The organism is Ensifer soli (assembly GCF_041928815.1).
Taxonomy (GTDB): domain Bacteria; phylum Pseudomonadota; class Alphaproteobacteria; order Rhizobiales; family Rhizobiaceae; genus JBHFEI01.
On sequence record NZ_JBHFEI010000006.1, the window covers coordinates 1 to 13,439 of the forward strand.

Annotated in this window: 17 protein-coding genes; 4 read left to right on the plus strand and 13 right to left on the minus strand. The window is 66.2% G+C overall.

What is annotated here, in order from left to right; translation table 11 throughout:
* Positions 1 to 235: 235 nt before the first annotated feature.
* Positions 236 to 670: a DUF1489 family protein gene (locus ACEVQ6_RS10385; RefSeq protein WP_374888912.1), complete on the plus strand. Its 435-nt coding sequence runs from the start codon at positions 236 to 238 to the stop codon at positions 668 to 670.
* A gap of 11 nt (positions 671 to 681) precedes the next feature.
* Here ACEVQ6_RS10385 and ACEVQ6_RS10390 read toward each other — a convergent pair whose 3' ends face one another.
* The 3 genes from ACEVQ6_RS10390 to ACEVQ6_RS10400 form a co-directional block, all read right to left on the minus strand.
* Complete coding sequence (locus ACEVQ6_RS10390; RefSeq protein ID WP_374888913.1) at positions 682 to 951, minus strand: hypothetical protein; 270 nt, start codon at positions 949 to 951, stop codon at positions 682 to 684.
* Positions 952 to 1,085: 134 nt separating this feature from the next.
* Entirely contained in the window at positions 1,086 to 2,543 is a 1,458-nt protein-coding gene (locus ACEVQ6_RS10395; protein WP_374888914.1) for an SPOR domain-containing protein, read from the minus strand.
* A 119-nt stretch (positions 2,544 to 2,662) separates the two neighbouring features.
* Complete coding sequence (locus ACEVQ6_RS10400; protein WP_374888915.1) at positions 2,663 to 3,397, minus strand: hypothetical protein; 735 nt, start codon at positions 3,395 to 3,397, stop codon at positions 2,663 to 2,665.
* Between the two features lie 114 nt (positions 3,398 to 3,511).
* Between ACEVQ6_RS10400 and ACEVQ6_RS10405 the strand changes: the two genes are divergently transcribed.
* A complete protein-coding gene (locus ACEVQ6_RS10405; protein WP_374888916.1) occupies positions 3,512 to 3,844 on the plus strand; it encodes a hypothetical protein in 333 nt (110 codons plus the stop codon).
* Positions 3,845 to 3,988: 144 nt separating this feature from the next.
* Here ACEVQ6_RS10405 and ACEVQ6_RS10410 read toward each other — a convergent pair whose 3' ends face one another.
* The 5 genes from ACEVQ6_RS10410 to crcB all read right to left on the minus strand — a co-directional run bounded on the left by ACEVQ6_RS10410 (position 3,989) and on the right by crcB (position 7,882).
* Entirely contained in the window at positions 3,989 to 4,540 is a 552-nt protein-coding gene (locus ACEVQ6_RS10410) for a transglutaminase-like cysteine peptidase (protein WP_374889190.1), read from the minus strand.
* Between the two features lie 487 nt (positions 4,541 to 5,027).
* Positions 5,028 to 5,813: an ATP12 family chaperone protein gene (locus ACEVQ6_RS10415; protein ID WP_374888917.1), complete on the minus strand. Its 786-nt coding sequence runs from the start codon at positions 5,811 to 5,813 to the stop codon at positions 5,028 to 5,030.
* Entirely contained in the window at positions 5,806 to 6,471 is a 666-nt protein-coding gene (locus ACEVQ6_RS10420) for an HAD-IA family hydrolase (RefSeq protein ID WP_374888918.1), read from the minus strand. Before ACEVQ6_RS10420 ends, ACEVQ6_RS10415 begins: the two co-directional genes overlap by 8 nt.
* Complete coding sequence (locus tag ACEVQ6_RS10425; protein ID WP_374888919.1) at positions 6,468 to 7,466, minus strand: RluA family pseudouridine synthase; 999 nt, start codon at positions 7,464 to 7,466, stop codon at positions 6,468 to 6,470. The genes ACEVQ6_RS10420 and ACEVQ6_RS10425 overlap by 4 nt, the downstream gene beginning before the upstream one ends.
* Positions 7,467 to 7,504: 38 nt before the next feature.
* Positions 7,505 to 7,882: a fluoride efflux transporter CrcB gene (gene crcB, locus ACEVQ6_RS10430; protein WP_374888920.1), complete on the minus strand. Its 378-nt coding sequence runs from the start codon at positions 7,880 to 7,882 to the stop codon at positions 7,505 to 7,507.
* 131 nt (positions 7,883 to 8,013) lie between these two features.
* Here crcB and ACEVQ6_RS10435 point away from each other — a divergent pair, with 131 nt between their 5' ends.
* Positions 8,014 to 8,334, plus strand: a complete 321-nt coding sequence (locus ACEVQ6_RS10435; protein WP_374888921.1) for a DUF1883 domain-containing protein — start codon at positions 8,014 to 8,016, stop codon at positions 8,332 to 8,334.
* A gap of 12 nt (positions 8,335 to 8,346) precedes the next feature.
* Here ACEVQ6_RS10435 and fghA read toward each other — a convergent pair whose 3' ends face one another.
* From fghA to ACEVQ6_RS10460, 5 genes are all read right to left on the minus strand, one after another.
* Positions 8,347 to 9,180: an S-formylglutathione hydrolase gene (gene fghA / locus ACEVQ6_RS10440; RefSeq protein WP_374888922.1), complete on the minus strand. Its 834-nt coding sequence runs from the start codon at positions 9,178 to 9,180 to the stop codon at positions 8,347 to 8,349.
* 19 nt (positions 9,181 to 9,199) lie between these two features.
* The gene (locus ACEVQ6_RS10445) at positions 9,200 to 9,886 is read right to left on the minus strand and encodes a DUF1345 domain-containing protein (RefSeq protein ID WP_374888923.1); all 687 of its coding nucleotides are present in this window, start codon (positions 9,884 to 9,886) and stop codon (positions 9,200 to 9,202) included.
* A 12-nt stretch (positions 9,887 to 9,898) separates the two neighbouring features.
* The gene (locus tag ACEVQ6_RS10450) at positions 9,899 to 10,342 is read right to left on the minus strand and encodes a YaiI/YqxD family protein (protein ID WP_374888924.1); all 444 of its coding nucleotides are present in this window, start codon (positions 10,340 to 10,342) and stop codon (positions 9,899 to 9,901) included.
* Positions 10,342 to 11,469 (minus strand): S-(hydroxymethyl)glutathione dehydrogenase/class III alcohol dehydrogenase, encoded by a 1,128-nt coding sequence (locus ACEVQ6_RS10455; RefSeq protein WP_374888925.1) that lies wholly within the window; start codon positions 11,467 to 11,469, stop codon positions 10,342 to 10,344. Before ACEVQ6_RS10455 ends, ACEVQ6_RS10450 begins: the two co-directional genes overlap by 1 nt.
* 200 nt (positions 11,470 to 11,669) lie before the next feature.
* Positions 11,670 to 12,065, minus strand: coding sequence for a helix-turn-helix domain-containing protein (locus ACEVQ6_RS10460; RefSeq protein WP_374888926.1), 396 nt, complete (start codon positions 12,063 to 12,065; stop codon positions 11,670 to 11,672).
* A 341-nt stretch (positions 12,066 to 12,406) separates the two neighbouring features.
* Between ACEVQ6_RS10460 and ACEVQ6_RS10465 the strand changes: the two genes are divergently transcribed.
* Complete coding sequence (locus tag ACEVQ6_RS10465; protein ID WP_374889191.1) at positions 12,407 to 13,324, plus strand: DMT family transporter; 918 nt, start codon at positions 12,407 to 12,409, stop codon at positions 13,322 to 13,324.
* Positions 13,325 to 13,439: the final 115 nt, after the last annotated feature.

Sequence of the window (13,439 nt, forward strand, 5' to 3'; positions counted from 1 at the left end):
TCACCAGGACCAGTGAATCAGACAAGCCCGACCGCGTGAATCATCAATCCGACTCCGCGTTCATCGAAGACGCTCTAGTCCATCCGTAGTCAGGTCATCTGACGCCATCATCGCGCGGCAGGGTTAACGGACGGTTAACGCGATGGTGTCGTGACGAATGAAACGCATCGCTCCCGCTTGTGGATCGCCGTCGCGGATGCTTGACGGGTCGGGGGCGGCGGGTGTTCAACCGGGCATGGCCCTTCATCTCATCAAACTCTGCGTCGGCGCCGACTCGATCGAGGACCTGCGCGAATGGGTGGCGGAGCGCGCCCTGACGGCGATCGCGGCCGGCCTCGAACCGCATTCGGTACACACGACCCGCATGGTGCCGAAGCGTTGCGACGAACTGCTCGACGGCGGATCGCTCTACTGGGTGATCAAGGGTCAGGTGCAGGCGCGCCAGAGGCTGATATCGATCGAGCCCTTCACCGGCGGCGACGGCATCGGCCGCTGCCATCTGGTGCTCGGGCCGGAAGTGGTGGAAACCTTCCGCCAGCCCCGCCGTGCCTTCCAGGGCTGGCGCTATCTCATGGAGAAGGAGGCGCCGGCCGATCTCGGCGGCAGCGGCGGCGACGGCGAGATGCCGCCGGATCTGCGCCTCACCCTCGCCGAACTCGGGCTGCTCTGACCGGCGCGGTCTCAGCCGATATGCAGCCGGACGGGCAGGCGGCGGCCGGAGCAGGTGACATGGAGATGGATCGCCGCGCGCGGCTGGCCGTGGCGCCAGGCACGGGCGCCGTGGGCGAGCAGCATGACCACGAGATCGCGCGTCTTGGCACGCGGCCGGTTCAGGCCGATATCCGCGAGCCTCAGGGCGGCCTCGTGCAGCGGATGCAGGTGAAAGCGCGGCAATGGCAGCCGCGGCTCCGGCGGCGCCGGCGCGCCGGGCGCATTTTCATTCGTTGCCATGTCTGTCCCCGTGACGCAAAACAAACCGAGGGAGGGGCATCGACCGTCAGGCCGGTGCCGGAAGACGTTGAGAAAGTGGTCTTACCGAAAGGAAGGCGTGCGGGACCGATGCCGAAGGCACCGGCCACTTAAGGTCACTGCTGGGTCGCCCAGCAGGAAAAGCCGCGTTTTGTCAGGGCCTTGCAGGCCGTCGTCGCTTGGGACTGGCTGCCGAAGCCGCCGAAACGGGCGCGGTAGATGTCGCCGAAGGCAACCGCGAAGGGCTTTGCCTCGTTCAGCGTCCCGCCCGCCTTCTTCTGGGCGACGGCGAGCAGCGCCATGGCCTGTCCTTCGGTCGGCGTGGCGCCGATCTGGATCACCCAGCCGCCCACCGCACCGGACGGTGCCGCCTTCGCCACCGAATTGGTGATCTGCGCGTCGACGGAGGGCGCCATTGCCTCGATCGCTTCGTGCTGCGCATCGAGCGTGCCGGCGGGCGCGGGCTTGCGCTTCACCAGCGGATTTTCCGAGCGCGGCGCCGCCGAGGCATAGGCAACCTCGACCTCGGCGCTCTCGCCAACATAGCGGGCGCCCGGCACGGGGCCGTTTTCCGGCAGGGAGAAGCCGGCGACCGCTGCGGTCTCGGTTTCGACGATCTCCTCGACCGGAGCCTGCCGTGCGGACACCATCTCGACCGGCGGCGCCTGGATCTTGACGCCGGACTTGCCGCGCGTCGAGGCGGCCGGCATGTAGGTCGCGACCAGCTTGCGCATCTGCGCGTCGCGGGCACCGCCCGAGGTTCCGCCGAGCACGACCGCGACGATGCTGCGTCCGTCCGCTTCCGCCGAGGTGGCGAGGTTGAAGCCGGAGGCGCGGGTGTAGCCGGTCTTGATGCCGTCGACGCCGCGGACATTGCCGAGCAGACGGTTGTGGTTGCCGATCACGTTCTTGCCGAAGCGGAAGCTGCGGGTGGAGAAATAGTCGTAATATTGCGGGAAATGCTGGCGGAGCGCGAGCCCGAGGCGCGCCTGGTCGCGCGCGGTCGTCATCTGCGCCGGATCGGGAAGGCCGTTGGCGTTGCGGTAGGTGGTGCGCGTCATGCCGAGCGCGCGCGCCTTGTTGGTCATCATCCGGGCGAAGCGGGGTTCGGAGCCGCCGAGCATCTCGCCGAGCGCGGTGGCCGAATCATTGGCCGAGCGGGTGACGAGGGAGAGGATCGCCTCTTCGACCGTAATGGCCTTGCCCGCACCGACGCCGAGCTTGGAAGGCGGCTCGGAGGCTGCATGCTTCGAGAAGGGGACCTTCGTCGTCTTGCGGATCTTGCCGGCTTCGAGCGCCTCGAAGGTGAGGTAGAGCGTCATCATCTTCGTCAGCGAAGCGGGGTAGCGCAGCTCGTCGGCCGAATCGCCGTAGAGCACCTTGCCCGTCTTCGCATCGACGACGATGCCGGCATATTTCGGATTGGCGGCGGCGCCCGTGGCCGCCGTGACGGCGGCGATGCCGAGGAACCCGGCGATCACGAAGCGGCCAGCGACCTTTGCGATCGCGCGGCAGGACGAGGTAGCGGAGGGGAAGGGCATGGATGGGAACACTCTATTACTCTTCATGCTCACGTGAGGAGGGCCGTCCGGACGCCTCTCAAACGACCGTTGCTTCGAAACTAACCGGGATAGCGTTACCAATCGGTTTATGATGAACGGAAGGTTTCGCCCCCGGGGCATCTGACCTGCGTTCAACGGACGATCCTCGCCTCGACATAGGCAAGGATGGCGTCATCCATCGCTTTCCATTGTGGCAGCAATTGGCTGGAGAAACGGTAGAGCACGACGAGATCGTTGCCGGCATGCACGTCGCGCTGGCAGTCGGCGCTGGTGGAAAGCGCCGGCGCCTGCGGCAGCAGGCAGCGCACCGCGTAGGGCGCCTGACCCGGCCGGTCGGCGGTGAAAAAGGTTTCCCTGCCGTAACCGCTCGTCTCCTTCATCGCGTGGCGCCGCAGCCCCGAGGCGGTCGGCGCGCCCGCGTCGGCGAAGAGGTGCCGGTAGATCGGTTCGATCCGCCCGGACATGTCGCGCGACATGGTGCTTTGCGAGATCTGGACGAAGAGGAGGCGGTCGGGCCGGGAGACGTCGTTGAACGCCTCGCGCCCGTCGTCGGTATAGCCCTGCATGCCGGGCCAGGTGAAATAGAGGTCCACCCGCTCGGCGACACCGGTCGCGCGCTGCTCGGCGAAGCGGATGACGTTTCCCGGCAGCCGCAGATGGTCCTGACCGATGAAGATGTCGTGGGTCTCGGTGCTCGTCGAATGGCCGGCAAGGGCGAGCCGCTCGCCATACCAGCGGCCGGCGGCCGCGATGCCGGCGGTCGCCAGCGTCAGCGCCACCGCGATGCCGGTCAGTCTGGAGAAAAGCGCGCCGGAAAAGAACGGCGTCGAGCCGGACGTGTCGGCAAGGGCGGGCGTCGCGGACATGGTTTCCTCCGGTCGGAAGCGTCTTCGCGTGCCCCGGAACGGCACAGGGCCGAGCGGCACGGAAATTGCTCCGCGAATGACTGACAAAGAGTTACCGGATAAGGTTAATTTTTCGTGAACGACACGCTTGTGCTTGGCGCGCTTCTGGCGGGTTCGATCGTCCCATTCCTGGCACGTCTTCTCCTCTCCGCGCTCGGGGCGGAGGAGGCGATCGCGCTGACATTGCGCGGTGGCGCGCGCTTCGCACCGCTGCCGCTGCTTGCCGCCGTTCTCGCAGGCCCGGCGCTGCTCGTCGCGGCCGTCATCGGCGAGCGTCGGGCCGGCCGTCTGCCGGCGGTCGGGCTGCTGGTGTCGGTGGCGATCCTTGCGGGCTGGGCCGGATGCTACGGCATCCTCGTCCTCGAGGCGGCGGCATGGGCCGGCATCGTCACGGTGCCGCCGGGCTGACGGCAAAAAAAGGCCGGTTCCGGGGACAAGCGGAACCGGCCGACGGGCCACGATCATACGACGGGGACAAAGACAATCGGGCCTATACATCCGGCGGCCGCCGGTGGCGGCACGCCTGTTCTTGAAAGTTCGCTCCGGGCGCTTTTACTGCGACTGGACCGAACCGACGGCGCCAGCGCGGCCGTCCTGCAACTTCACCCAGCGCCCGGCATGTTCCGAAGACTGGCGCTTGATGAAGGTGTATTCCGTGTCCGACCACAGCAGCACCTTGGTGCGCATGTTGTCGAGAATGAAATCGCCCCGGTCGGTGCGCACCGTCAGCACGGCATGGCCGTCGCCGTTCGGCTGCAGCACCACGGTGATGAGCAGGTTGTTCGCCTTGAAGCCGCGCTCCATCAGGATCCTGCGCTTGAGGAGCACGTAATCCTCGCAGTCGCCGACATTGGTCGGATAGGCCCAGAGTTCCTCGACGCCGTAGATTTCCATGTCGGTCAACGGGGTGACGGTCTGGTTCACATCGTAGTTCACCTCTAGCATCGTCTTCCAGTCGTCGCGCGACAGGGCCATCGGGCCCGGATCGCTGCCGGTGCTGCGGCATTCGGATGTGTATTTCTTGCAGAATTCATAGTGCCCGATCGGCGGGTTGGTGCCGCCGGTGACCACCATGTTCGCCGGGAGGGCGAAGGCCGCCTGCATGCTTGCAAGTGACAGAAAGGCAGAGAGAATTCCGATCCTGCGTATCGATGCCGTCATCGTGTGCGTCCCCTGTGATGAGTTCACATTGCCACGAAGATTTTGACATGCCGCGAAATTCGATCGTAAAACTAAGTACAAAAAAGAACAGTTTAAGAATAAAACAAGAATAAAATTGAGCTTTCCTTTTAGTCGATTTTGACGCGCCTTTTCCTAAAATGCGAGCGATCGGCAGGCCCCGCACCGCCGGCGCGAACACCTGCCGTGACGTGATCCGGCTTGAAAAACAAGGGGATCCGACGGGGAGACGATCGGGCGACGAGGAGGTTCGTCCCTTTTCGGGACAGTCGCGCAGCCGACACTCCTGCGCCTGCCTCATCGTGAAACACTTTGCGCTACGCCGCTGCGTGCCCGTATCGAGACCGACCGCTGCAAAATAAATCTTTCGACACGTCCGAAAAACATGCCGCCGGATGGACGGATCGGACGGTCAGCGCAGGGTTTCGAGCACCCGGGTCGCCGTCTCCAGCTCGATCCAGCGCGCCTCGCGGCGCTCTGCCGCTTCTGCATCGACGCCCCAGTGCTCCGCCTGCCAGTCTTCGTCGACATGGGCGGCCTTCCAGATCTGCCCGGCGTCGAGGCGCCCCTCGGCATAGGCGAGCGCCAGGAGGGCGGAGCCCGTCAGCGTCGTGATCGTGTGCAGGCAGGCGAGCCCGAGCGGCGTCGCATAGCTGCGCAGCGCCTCGGCGAAGGCGGCGATCGCTTCGGGCGGCTGCGCCTGGTGGACGATGCCCTCCGTCACGAGGAAGCGGGCACCGAAGCGGTTTTCCGCAAAGCGCAGCACCGGGTTCCAGAAGGCGTTCTGCCGCTGGACGAGCCCTTCCGGGGCCTCGGCCCGGTAACAGACGAGGTCCGTTCCCGCAAATTTCAGGATGTCGTCGAAAACGCTGCGCACATCCTTCGCGACGCCGTCGAGCGCCGTGTTGACGATGCGGGTCGCCGGCATCCGCGCCGGATCGATCACATCGAGCTGGGCATTCCATTCGTTGGCCAGCAGATCGGCCAGCGCCCGGACGGGGACCGCGAAGGGCGTGCCCGCCGGGGTGCGCACGGTCTTGCCGTCGAGCAGCACGCGGTATCCGCCGCCCTCCGCCTCGCCGACGCTCGCCTCGGCATAGAAGCGCTTCGGCAGGGGTTTCAGCATCTGGATCTGGGCACGCCGCACGGGATCGCTATCGGTCAGGGCCGAGGTGAGGTCTTCGCGATGATCAGGCATGTTGCAACTCCAGCCAGTCGTGGATGTCCTGCGGCGTGCGGGCGATGTGGTCCGCGCCGGCCTCGACGAGGGCAGGGACGGGCGCATAGCCCCAGGCGACGCCGAGGGCAGCGGCACCCGCCGCCTTCGCCATCTGCATGTCGTAGACGGCGTCGCCGACGACCACCGTGTCGCGCGGCGCGATGCCGAGCCCCTCGCAGCATTCTATCACCATCGCCGGATGCGGCTTCGACGGGCAGTCGTCCGCGGTGCGCGAAATCGAGAACACCGTATCGAAGCCATGGCGGCCGGCGATCAGTTGAAGGCCGCGCCGCGACTTTCCCGTGACCGCGCCGATCTTCAGGCCGGGCCGCCGGGACAGCGCCGCAACCAGCGGACCGATGCCGGGAAAGAGCGCCTCCTCGAATCCCGGTTCCTGGCGCACGCCGGCGAAGATCGACTTGTAGTGGGCCGTCATCGCGAGCGCCCGGTCGTTGACATGCGGTTGCCCGAGCAGGCGGGCGATCGCGATGTCGAGCGTCAGTCCGATGATCGCCTTCGTCTCGGCGATCACCGGAGCAGCGAGATCGAAGGCGGCAAAGGTGCGGACCATCACTTCGTGGATGAGTGCGGCGCTGTCGACCAGCGTGCCGTCGCAATCGAAGAGCACGAGCCTCATGCGTCGTCCCCGCCGCCGGCGGCTTCCTCGCTGAAGCCGAGCAGGTTCCAGCTCTGCACCATGTGCGGCGGCAGCGGCGCGGTGACCTTCAGGCGTCCGCCGGACGGGTGGGGGATGTCGATATGGCGGGCATGCAGGTGCAGCCGGTTCTGCATCCCGCCGGGAAAGTTCCAGTTGATGTCGGCCTCGAAATATTTCGGATCGCCGATGATCGGATGACCGATATGGAGCGCATGGACGCGGAGCTGGTGGGTGCGTCCCGTATAGGGTTCCATCTCCAGCCAGGCGAGCGCCTGTCCCGCCTGTTCGACGATGCGGTAATAGGAGACGGCGTGGTCGGCACCGTCCTCTCCATGCCGGGCGACGCGGACGCGGTCGCCGTCCGGCGTCTGTTCCTTGACCAGCCAGGTGGAGATCTTGTCCTCGCGCTTGCGCGGCACGCCCTTCACCAGCGACCAGTAGGTCTTCTTCGTGTCGCGTTCGCGGAAGGCGGCGGTCAGCGCCTGTGCCGCGCCGCGCGTGCGGGCGACGACGAGCACGCCGGAGGTGTCGCGGTCGAGCCGATGCACGAGGCGGGGCTTTTCCCCCTTCGGGCTGGTCCAGGCCTCGAGCATCTTGTCGATATGGCGCGTCACGCCCGATCCGCCCTGCACGGCGATGCCGGCGGGCTTGTTCAGCACGATGACCTTGGCGTCCTCGTGCAGCAGCATGCGTGACAGAAGTTCGTGGTCCGGCGCGTGCTTCAGTTCATGGCCGGCGATCGCGCCGGTCGCGGGGCGCTTCGCATCGGTCTCGATCGGCGGAATGCGCACCACCTGGCCGGGCTGGACCCGCGTGTCCGATTTCGCCCGGCCGCCGTCGATGCGGATCTGGCCCGAACGCAAAAGCTTCTGCAGGGCGCCGAAGCCGAGGCCGGGGAAATGCAGCTTGAACCAGCGGTCGAGGCGCATGCCCGCTTCGTCGGCGTCAACCTGTCTGTGTTCTATTCCGGCCATCGTCCTGCAATCATCCTGTGCCTCAAAGCGGCAGGGTATTAGAGTATCGCGCGCGCAAGGGCCAGTCCGGCGAAGACGGCGGCGATCGAAACCGTGACGCTTGCCGCCACATAGGCGAAGGCCGTGGCAAGTTCGCCGCGCTCCGACAGGGCGACCGCATCGAGCGCAAAGGCGGAAAAGGTCGTGTAGCCGCCGAGGACGCCGGTGACGAGGAAGACCCGCACATCCATGGAGGCGTCGAAGGCGCGCGCGATCACTTCGACGAAAATGCCGATCATCAGCGATCCGGTCACGTTGACGAACAGCGTTCCCCAGGGAAAATGGGTGCCGAACAGCCGGAGGGCGACGATGCCGGCCTGATAGCGCAGCACCGATCCGATGGCACCACCCGCCGCGACCAACACGATCTGTTTCATGGCCCCGGCATAAACCAATGCGCGGCCGGTGAAAAGCCGACCTGCGCGTCCGGCACGCCGAAAACAACCATTCGTTAACGTGGCGGCACTAGGATTTGCCCCGGGACGGATGGATCTTCGGACGCGCGGGCATGACCAAACAGGCTATTCCTTACACGCATTACGATCTTCGCGAGCAGCGGGCCGGCGTGGCCGTCGAGATCACCCTGAGCGCCGTCGCCAATGTGCGGCTGATGACCGACGAGAATTTCAGCGCCTACAAGGAGGCGCAGAAGCATCATTTCATCGGCGGCATCGCCCGCAAGTCGCCGGTTCGTCTCGGCGTGCCGCACAGCGGCCGCTGGCATCTGGTCGTCGACATGGAAGGCCACCAGGGCGTCGCCCAGTCAAGCGTGCGCATCATCGAGCCGGTGACGGCGCCGCGCTTCCAGCCGACCTCGGGCGCCGCCTGATCGCTCTTGGCTTCAGCCGAGCCGCTCCGCGTGCCAGCGCAGGTGGTCGTTCATGAAGGTCGAGATGAAATAATAGGAGTGGTCGTAGCGTTCGTGCAGGCGCAGCGTCAGGCCGATCCCAGTGCCTTCGACGGCCTTTTCGAACAGCCAGGGTTTCAGGCCCGTCTCCAGGAAACTGTCGGCCTTGCCCTGGTCGATCAGGAATTCGGGGAAGCGCGCGCCGTCCTCGACCAGCGCGCAGGCGTCGTGCGCCCGCCAACGGGCCTCGTCGGGCCCGAGATATTTCTCGAAGGCGCCACGCGACCAGTCGGCCGAGGACGGGGCGACGATCGGCGCGAAGGCCGAGCAACTGCGGAACCGCTGCGGGTTCTTCAGCGCGATCGTCATCGCCCCGTGGCCACCCATCGAATGGCCGAAAATGCCCTGGCGTTCGGTATCGATGCGGAAATGCTCCCCGATCAGCGCCGGCAGCTCCTCGGTGACGTAGCTGTACATGCGGAAATGCGTGGCCCAGGGCATTTCCGTCGCATCGACATAGAAGCCCGCGCCCTTGCCCATCTGCCAGTTGGTGATCTCGTCCGGCACGTCGTTGCCGCGTGGGCTCGTGTCGGGGCAGACGATGATAAGGCCGAGTTCAGCGGCGAGCCGGCGGTATTCCCCCTTTTCCATCACGTTCGCATGGGTGCAGGTCAGGCCCGAAAGATACCAGAGCACCGGGCGCCGCTCTTGGATCGCCTGCGGCGGCACGAAGACGGCGAACGTCATCTCGCAGGCGCAGGCTTCCGAATCATGGGCGAACACGCCCTGCATGCCGCCGAAGGCGGTGTTCTGGGACAGAACCTTCATGAACAAAACTCCGTGATGGCTAACCGGCTAGCGACACCACGGCATTGACCGCGGCGGCGACCAGCACCGTGTTGAAGAAGAAGGACACGACCGCATGGGCGAGATTGACCCGGCGCATCGCCGTGGTGGTGAGCCCGGTGTCGGACGTCTGGGCCGTCATGCCGATGATGAACGAGAAGTAAAGGAAATCCCAGCCGCAGGGCTCCTGCGTGCCGGGAAAGTCGAGGCCGCCGGTCGGGCGCGCCGCTCCCGTCTCATCCGGGCGGTGGCGCCAAAAGCGGTGGGCATAGTGCATGGCGAACATCGTGTGCAGCGTCAGCCAGCCGCCGATCACCGAGGCGAAGGCGAGTGCGATTTCGGCAAGGTTCTGCCCGTGCGTCCGGTTCAGCGCGTTAAACAGGGCGGCGATCGCGGCCACGACGGTGAACAGCGTGACCAGAAGGATGGCGCGGGCCGGCTCGTCGTCGCGCTCAGGGCTCGCGCGCAGCCGCGCCGCCGTCAGGCCCGGGATACGCGCCGCCATCAGCGCCAGATAGGTGATGTAGAAAACGATTGCCGCGCTCTCGATCGCAAGATGCGGCACGAGAACCAGCATCACGGCGAAGCAGGGCAGGGCGGCGAGCGTCGCCATGTAGAACGGTCCGCGCCGGCGCTGCCGCCAGTTGCGAACCGTCGTCCCGCCGTGCAGGTTGTCGCGCTTCACCATCGCCGCCGGCCGTCACGAAGGCCTGACACGGCGGCAGAGCCGGTCGAGCGTCTCGAGGAATTTCGACCGGTCGCGCGGCGAGAAGGCGGCGTTGTATCCCTTGCTCTCCCCCGTCTCGCGCAGATGGGCGCCGAGATCGCGCATCGCCGTCGCCATGCCGATATTGGTGCGGTCGAAGACGCGTCCTGTCGGTCCCGTCACCTCGGCGCCGCGTTCGACGCAGCGCCCGGCGAGCGGCACGTCGGCCGTCACGACGATGTCGCCGGGACCGGCGCGCTCGGCGATCCAGTCGTCGGCGGCATCGAAGGCGCCGGGAACGATGACGTTCTTCACCCTCGGATCACGCGACGGGCGCAGGCCGGAATTGGCGACGAAGGTCACCTCGAGGCCGTGGCGTTCCGCGACCTTGAGGATTTCCGGCTTCACCGGGCAGGCATCGGCGTCGACGAAGATCATCAGTAGACGACGACGGACCGGATGCTCTTGCCTTCGTGCATCAGGTCGAAGCCCGTGTTGATGTCCTCGAGTGGCAGGAGATGGGTGATCATCGGGTCGATCTCGATCTTGCCCTCCATGTACCAGTCGACGATCTTCGGCACGTCGGTGCGGCCGCGGGCGCCGCCGAAGGCGGTGCCCATCCAGGTGCGGCCGGTGACGAGCTGGAAGGGACGGGTGGAGATCTCCTGGCCCGCCCCGGCGACGCCGATGATGACGGACTTGCCCCAGCCGCGATGGGACGATTCGAGCGCCTGGCGCATCACTTTCGTGTTGCCGGTGCAGTCGAAGGTGTAGTCGGCGCCGCCGATCTGGTCGGCGCCGCGCTTCGTCAGGTTGACGAGATAGGGAACGATGTCGCCTTCGACCTCCTTCGGGTTGACGAAATGCGTCATGCCGAAGCGCTCGCCCCAGGCCTTCTTCTCGTCGTTGAGGTCGACGCCGATGATCATGTCGGCGCCGGCAAGGCGCAGGCCCTGGATGACGTTGAGGCCGATGCCGCCGAGGCCGAAGACGATCGCGGTGGCGCCGATCTCGACCTTGGCCGTGTTGATCACCGCGCCGATCCCCGTCGTCACGCCGCAGCCGATGTAGCAGATCTTGTCGAAGGGCGCGTCAGGATTGACCTTGGCGAGCGCGATCTCGGGCAGCACCGTGTAGTTGGCGAAAGTCGAGCAGCCCATATAGTGGAAGATCTTGTCCTTGCCGATCGAGAAACGCGAGGTGCCGTCGGGCATCAGGCCCTGGCCCTGCGTGGCGCGGATGGCGGTGCAGAGGTTGGTCTTGCGCGACAGGCAGGATGGGCAGGAGCGGCATTCCGGCGTATAGAGCGGGATGACGTGATCGCCCTTCTTCAGCGAGGTGACGCCCGGACCCACATCGACGACGACGCCGGCGCCCTCATGGCCGAGAATGGCCGGGAACAGGCCTTCCGGATCGGCGCCGGACAGCGTGAACTCGTCGGTATGGCAGATGCCGGTCGCCTTGACCTCGACCAGCACCTCGCCGGCACGCGGGCCTTCAAGCTGCACGGTCATGACTTCGAGGGGTTTTCCTGCCTGAACGGCAACGGCGGCTCGGACGTCCATGGGTCTTGTGACTCCCTTGTCTTAGGATGCATTGTCTTGGAATGCTTCGTCTTCGGATGGTTCGTTCGGGCGGCACATTCGCAGAGCCGCACCCTGCGCTCAAGCGCAAATCGACGCCGGCATGGGCGCCGATGCTAGAGGCGCCGTGAGCCGGCTTCAGCCGTTTCGGGCGGCGGCGGCGATGGTTCCCGCGAGACCGGTCAGCCGCCCGTTTCCGCCAGGCGTGCGATCTCGACCTCCAGCGCGGCGATCGCCCTGCCGGTGGCGGCATGCATCCGGCGGACGTCCTCCAGAAGGTCGGCGAGGCGCGCCGTCCCGTCCTCTGCGGCAGCAGCGGGAGCCTCGCCATAGCCGGCGATCAGCCAGGCCGGCGTCACGCCGAGGACACCGGCGAGCACGAACAGCCGGCTGGTGCGCGGCTCGGACATGTCGCGCTCCCAGGCACTGATCGTCTCGACGCGAACGCCGAGCCTCTGCGCCAGATCCTTCGCCGACAGGCCGAGCGCGTCGCGCGCGCGCCAGATCCGGCCGCCGAGCGTGTCGCCATCGCTCTTCGGGCGAAGCCGGTCGATCATCTCGTCGGTGGAGTAGCGCATGGGAACCTCCTCGCTCGCTTCCGGGGATGGACGCGGCCGGGGCCGCCTTGCGCCACCTTAAGCCGCGTCGCACGAATTGACAGAGCGGCCTGCGTCAGATCCAGGTAAAAAACTGTCGCAATCCTGCCATCGGGGGCGGGCGGTGCCACCGCAGCTCCGGTTTGGCGTCCTTGTCGGGCATCTATGCCCCGGCCGCCGGAAACGCTAGTCTTCGTCGCCTTGCCACGACCGATTCACCCCCGCATACCGCCGAACCGCACCTCGCGCGGCGGCCGTGCCGACCCGCCCGGATAAAGCCCGTGACCCTGCCGTCCTCCGCCGCCCCGTCCTCGTCCAGCGTGATGGAAGGGATCGCGATCATGCTGTTCGCCATGCTGATCCTGCCCTGCATGGATGCGATCGCGAAGTATCTCGCCGTCTACCAGGGCATGTCTCCGGGGCAGGTGACGTTCTACCGCTTCTTCTTCCAGCTCGTCTCGACCCTGCCGCTGCTGATGGTCTCCGGCGGGCTTTCGGCACTGCGCGCGAGCCGGATCGGCTTCAACCTGCTGCGCGGGGTGCTTCTCGCGCTCTCCGCGCTGCTCTTCTTCATCTCGGTGAAATACATTCCGCTCGCCGACACGTTCGCGATCTATTTCGTCGAGCCCTTCATCCTCACCTGCCTGTCGGCGATCTTCCTTGGCGAGAAGGTCGGCTGGCGGCGCTGGCTTGCGATCGCCGTCGGCTTCGGCGGCGCGATGATCGTCATCCAGCCGAGCTTCGAGGCGTTCGGCGCGACATCCCTCCTGCCGCTGTTCTGCGCCTTCTTCTTCGCCTGCTACCTGCTGATGAACCGTGCGCTCGGCTCGGCCGACCGGCCGCTGACGATGCAGACCGTCGCCGGCATTGGCGGAACCCTGTTCATGACGGTGGTCATCATCGTCGCCGACGGCATCCTCGGCGCCGGCGACTTCGAGCCGTCGCTGCCCGTCAACCCGCTGAGCTGGGTGCTGGTGATCGCGCTCGGCACGATTTCCGGCTATGGCCATCTCTTGGTCGTGCGCGCCTTTCGCGCGGTCCCGGCCTCGCTTCTGGCGCCGTTCCACTATTTCGAGATCGTCTCGGCGACGGCGCTCGGCTATGCGATCTTCGGTGATTTCCCGACACCATCGAAATGGGTGGGCATCGCCATCATCGTCGCCTCCGGCCTGTTCATCATCTGGCGCGAGCGGCAGGTGCAGGCGGCGCTGGCGGCGAAGGAGGCGGGCAGGGCGCCTTAACCCTCCGCTTACCCTGCGGCTTTCCGGAAAAGAAACAGCTTCGTGCCACTCTCGGCCACGGTTTCATGAAGAAACGGAGAGAGAAAGATGGGCGAATTGCGTCTGTCTTATCCGG

Coding starts and splice junctions, on each gene's coding strand:
- ACEVQ6_RS10400 (WP_374888915.1), bottom strand. CDS start 3,397: ATGTCCGCGACGCCCGCCCTTGCCGACACGTCCGGCTCGACGCCGTTC.
- ACEVQ6_RS10435 (WP_374888921.1), top strand. CDS start 8,014: ATGACCAAACAGGCTATTCCTTACACGCATTACGATCTTCGCGAGCAG.
- ACEVQ6_RS10460 (WP_374888926.1), bottom strand. CDS start 12,065: ATGCGCTACTCCACCGACGAGATGATCGACCGGCTTCGCCCGAAGAGC.
- ACEVQ6_RS10450 (WP_374888924.1), bottom strand. CDS start 10,342: ATGATCTTCGTCGACGCCGATGCCTGCCCGGTGAAGCCGGAAATCCTC.
- ACEVQ6_RS10390 (WP_374888913.1), bottom strand. CDS start 951: ATGGCAACGAATGAAAATGCGCCCGGCGCGCCGGCGCCGCCGGAGCCG.
- ACEVQ6_RS10420 (WP_374888918.1), bottom strand. CDS start 6,471: ATGAGGCTCGTGCTCTTCGATTGCGACGGCACGCTGGTCGACAGCGCC.
- crcB (WP_374888920.1), bottom strand. CDS start 7,882: ATGAAACAGATCGTGTTGGTCGCGGCGGGTGGTGCCATCGGATCGGTG.
- ACEVQ6_RS10415 (WP_374888917.1), bottom strand. CDS start 5,813: ATGCCTGATCATCGCGAAGACCTCACCTCGGCCCTGACCGATAGCGAT.
- ACEVQ6_RS10385 (WP_374888912.1), top strand. CDS start 236: ATGGCCCTTCATCTCATCAAACTCTGCGTCGGCGCCGACTCGATCGAG.
- ACEVQ6_RS10425 (WP_374888919.1), bottom strand. CDS start 7,466: ATGGCCGGAATAGAACACAGACAGGTTGACGCCGACGAAGCGGGCATG.
- ACEVQ6_RS10455 (WP_374888925.1), bottom strand. CDS start 11,469: ATGGACGTCCGAGCCGCCGTTGCCGTTCAGGCAGGAAAACCCCTCGAA.
- fghA (WP_374888922.1), bottom strand. CDS start 9,180: ATGAAGGTTCTGTCCCAGAACACCGCCTTCGGCGGCATGCAGGGCGTG.
- ACEVQ6_RS10465 (WP_374889191.1), top strand. CDS start 12,407: ATGGAAGGGATCGCGATCATGCTGTTCGCCATGCTGATCCTGCCCTGC.
- ACEVQ6_RS10445 (WP_374888923.1), bottom strand. CDS start 9,886: ATGGTGAAGCGCGACAACCTGCACGGCGGGACGACGGTTCGCAACTGG.
- ACEVQ6_RS10410 (WP_374889190.1), bottom strand. CDS start 4,540: ATGCAGGCGGCCTTCGCCCTCCCGGCGAACATGGTGGTCACCGGCGGC.